Annotated in this window: 6 protein-coding genes and 1 pseudogene; all 7 read left to right on the top strand. The window is 40.0% G+C overall.

The window, feature by feature from the left end; genetic code table 11:
* Positions 1-103: 103 nt before the first annotated feature.
* Positions 104-619 (top strand): GNAT family N-acetyltransferase, encoded by a 516-nt coding sequence (locus tag ACQEXS_RS22215; RefSeq protein ID WP_427015245.1) that lies wholly within the window; start codon positions 104-106, stop codon positions 617-619.
* Positions 620-725: 106 nt separating this feature from the next.
* Positions 726-1199 carry a GrpB family protein gene (locus tag ACQEXS_RS22210; RefSeq protein WP_427015244.1) on the top strand — a complete coding sequence of 158 codons (474 nt, stop codon included), beginning with the start codon at positions 726-728 and terminating at the stop codon, positions 1197-1199.
* Positions 1200-1346: 147 nt separating this feature from the next.
* On the top strand, positions 1347-1748 hold the full coding sequence (locus ACQEXS_RS22205) for a hypothetical protein (RefSeq protein ID WP_231794185.1): 402 nt from the start codon (positions 1347-1349) through the stop codon (positions 1746-1748).
* 9 nt (positions 1749-1757) lie between these two features.
* A complete protein-coding gene (locus ACQEXS_RS22200; RefSeq protein WP_427015243.1) occupies positions 1758-2219 on the top strand; it encodes a hypothetical protein in 462 nt (153 codons plus the stop codon).
* A 143-nt stretch (positions 2220-2362) separates the two neighbouring features.
* A complete protein-coding gene (locus ACQEXS_RS22195) occupies positions 2363-2839 on the top strand; it encodes a GNAT family N-acetyltransferase (protein ID WP_427015242.1) in 477 nt (158 codons plus the stop codon).
* Positions 2840-2997: 158 nt separating this feature from the next.
* Positions 2998-3423 carry an N-acetyltransferase gene (locus tag ACQEXS_RS22190; protein WP_427015241.1) on the top strand — a complete coding sequence of 142 codons (426 nt, stop codon included), beginning with the start codon at positions 2998-3000 and terminating at the stop codon, positions 3421-3423.
* A 140-nt stretch (positions 3424-3563) separates the two neighbouring features.
* Positions 3564-3835, top strand: a pseudogene (locus tag ACQEXS_RS22185) (hypothetical protein); the annotation flags it as partial.

Raw genomic sequence — 3835 nt, 5'->3', positions numbered from 1 at the left:
TACTTCAGTTTTAGTGTTTATGGCACAATGCTTTAGGTTTGGGTGGAGGCGTTGTTCACCCCTTAATTGGGCGTTATGATTTTTATCGAAATGGGGAAGTTGTATGGCAATATCATTTGAAAGTCAGAGGCTGACAGTAGTTGAAATTACTGAAGGGTTGGATTTGTCTAAACACTCATATTTGCTAGAACGAATTCCTCAAATCCTCACGCCGGCAGTTGTAGAAAATCTTCCTCCATATTTCCACGAGATAGGTTCTAGTGAACAAGCCCGAATCTGGCTTGAGCGGATGTTGTTGGAGAGCCGCTTATTTCAAGTAAAAGTCGAGGATAACGAACTAATAGGTTTCTTGTTTGCTTACGTGGAAAATGACGAGAGTGCCCATATCGGTTATTTGCTTGCTGAAGAATACTGGGGACGAGGGTTAGCTAGTGAATTACTTCAAGGTTTCATCCATGAAGTCGAGAAATCCGAATCTTGGTTAAAACTCATAGGCGGTGTTGACCAATCTAATATTGCTTCAGCGAAGTTACTTAAGAAGCTGGGGTTCATAGCGCAACCCGCTAAGGACAGTGGTGTGGTTTTCTATGAATATACGATTCCCCAGCCACAATCATAACAAAGCATTTAAGAGTGATTCGCAACGCTTGGCAGTTTCGCTTCGCTCAAGTATAGCCAAGCGTCGCTCACACCTTAATGCGGCGTTATGCCTTTTGGGAGCAAATATGCAGTTTTACAAAGCAGATGAATATCAGGCATCTTGTGAAAGCCTGTATCGTAAGTACGAACTTGAGATAGCTGCTTTACTTCCAGATGCATCTATTGAGCATATTGGAGCTTCCTCTATCCCTAATGCCGTATCTAAAGGTGACCTAGACATACTTGTTGGCGTTAACGGCAAGGAACTAGAGAACGCAGTAAAGTTACTTTCTACTCTAGGTTTCAACGAAAAATCCGATACGTTAAGAACTCCAGAGCTTTGCATGCTGGAAAATAGTTCAGGTGAGGATGTCGCTTTCCAAGTTGTAGCGAATGGCTCGGAATTTGACTTCTTTGTGGGGTTTAGAGATAAACTCCGCGAAAGTCCTGAGTTAGTTCAGCAATACAATGAACTCAAAATGTCTTGTACAGGTTGGTCTCACGAAGAGTATCGTCGAAAAAAGTCAGTTTTTATTGAGCGCGTGTTAGGGCAGGCATAACAATAAATTTAAGCAGATTCGCAACGCTTGGCACTTTTGGTTTGAATCGACTTTAGTGTTTACGGCACAATGCGTTAGGTAGGTGGTAGCGCTGCTCACTACTTAATTTGGCGTTAGCTGCTCCGAAGCATAATAAAGTAAGTTAATATGAAACAAAAATTAGAAGTTATCGAAAAATTTTTACTCGTACTCACACTGATTATTAGTGTTGGTGCAAGTGGATGGAAAGGTTATGAGTATATTTCTGCGAAATCTTTGGTCGTTGAGGCTAAAGCAAAACAAGAACAAGAAATAGGTAATGCGCAACAACTGCTAACTAAAACATATGCGGAGTTGTTGAGTAACTTGGATAAAGATATCCGTCAAATTGACTCGAAACTGGAAGAGGAGTTGTTTGAGGGGACTGTGGGGTGGGATAAACTGCTTATTATTCGTAATTCAAAAGTAGAAGATAGAAACCAATTACTTCAACAGCTAGGTAGTCAGGTCTCAAGCATCATGACTTCTACTCGTGATAATCCTAAATCGTCTGAAAAAACTGATGGATAAATTATTCATATGGATGTAACAACTTTATTCAGTTCCGCAGTGATTGCAGCAGTAGTTGCTGGTTTCGTAACGTTACGAGCAAATGATCGCAAAATTGCTGCAGAGAATATTACTCAGCAAAGACAGTTATGGCGTGAAAAAATTCGAAGTTTGTCGGTCAAAATTTGTTCGGCTTACACTGCAAATGAGCATCATAAAATCCCTGCTCTTTACGTAGAACTTCAGCTACTTTTGAATCCATCTGATTCAGATGACTTAGACATTCTAGATACTGTTTGGGATATGCGTGAAGCCAATCCAAGTAAGGAGCTAGATATCGTTCTTGGCGAAAAACTAGCTTTGCTGTTAAAGCATGACTGGGAAAGAGCAAAAGCAGAGTCTAAATCATCATGGCTTAAAATAGTTACTCCATCTCGTTTGACATATAAATCATTCAAAAATAGCAGAGTGAATAACGTGGATGAAAAATAATACGCAGCTAACAAGCAATTCAAGCTGATTCGCAACGCTTGGCACTTTCGGTTTCAGTTGGTTCAGTGATTAAGGTGAACTGTTCGGGTAAGATGGCAGCGTTGCTCACAACTTAATTGGGCGTTATAACCTAAGAGGGAAATATGGAACTTAGAGCTTTTGAAAAGGAAGACTATGGCTTGCTTATTGGTTGGATTGATTCAGATGAATTGAATTATCAATGGGGTGGTCCGAACTTTGAGTTTCCATTGACTTCAGTTCAAATTAGTAAGCATTGTTCTCAACCAGAAGTTTTTCCTTTTGTCTTTGTTGTTTCAGGTCAGAATGCTGGTTATGTTGAAATCTTCAAGGTATCTGAATCACACTTCAGAATTTGTCGTGTGTTTGTCTCAGGTAGCTATAGAGGGCAAGGTATCTCCAAGTTGATGCTTGGCCAGTTAATCACGTTAGCGAAAGAAGAGTTCAACGCTAATCTGTTGTCTCTGGCGGTATTTGAACGAAATGTGGTAGCTAAAAATTGCTATGAATCGTTGGGTTTTTCAGTGACATCAATTGAAAATGGTACTCGGTCTTTTGACGGTGAGGTTTGGGGTCTTATACGTATGGAAAGGCGGTTATAACAAAGCATTTAAGAGTGACTCACAACGCTTGGCGATCTCGGTTTAAACTTGGGTTTCGTGTTTAAGGTGCAGTGGTTTGGGTTAGGTGTTTTAGCGTTGTTCGCACCTTAATGCGGCGTTATATTGCCCCGATAAATTCGGCTATCTAGAGCTTTAAAATGATAAGAAAGTACAACGAAAATGACATGGATTCAGTTCTTGAGATTTGGCTTAATGCATCAGTTAAAGCTCACGATTTCATCTCAGCTGAGTTCTGGGAATCTCAAGTAGAAAACATGCGTAACATCTACATCCCAGCTTCAGAAACTTACGTGTACGAAGTTGAGTCGAAAGTAGTTGGTTTTTACGCACTATATGAAAATAGCTTAGCAGCCATATTCGTCTCTCCCGAGCGCCAAGGTAAAGGTATTGGAAAGCAACTATTGAGTCATGCTAAAGCCCAAAGAGCGGTATTAAGTCTTTTCGTATACAAAGAAAACCAGGCTAGTTATCAGTTCTATTTGTCTCAAGGGTTCAAAGTAGTTAGCGAACAAGTGGATGAGCATACTGGACACCCAGAATACACAATGAGTTCGGGCATATAACAAAAAATTTAAGAGTGATTCACAACGCTTGGCGCTTTCACTTCAAGCCAGTTTAGTGTTTATGGCACAATGGTTCAGGTAAGGTGGTTAGTGTTGTTCACACCTTAATTTGGCGTTATACAAAACCGGAAGGTAACAACATGATGCGAAAGATAAGACCAATCCTAATTTTAAGTATTTGCGTGGTTTTCATGATGGCTGGAGCCGCAAATCAAGGTATTACTGGTTTTGTTTTTTCTCTGCCTTTTGTGGGACTGTTCATTTATAAATTAAAGACTTTTTCTGTAAAAGCTAGGATAGTATCAGTTATTACTGCGGCTATTCTCATTGCTCCATTAGCTTGGAACCATGAAAAAAACAAAATTATTTATCCTTGGCTTGGAGATGAATTTATAGCGAGTTGTGGTTGGGA

It is taken from the genome of Vibrio sp. TRT 17S01 (assembly GCF_050113695.1).
In the GTDB taxonomy this organism is placed as follows: domain Bacteria; phylum Pseudomonadota; class Gammaproteobacteria; order Enterobacterales; family Vibrionaceae; genus Vibrio.
This window is presented reverse-complemented; position numbering and strand designations above follow the sequence as displayed.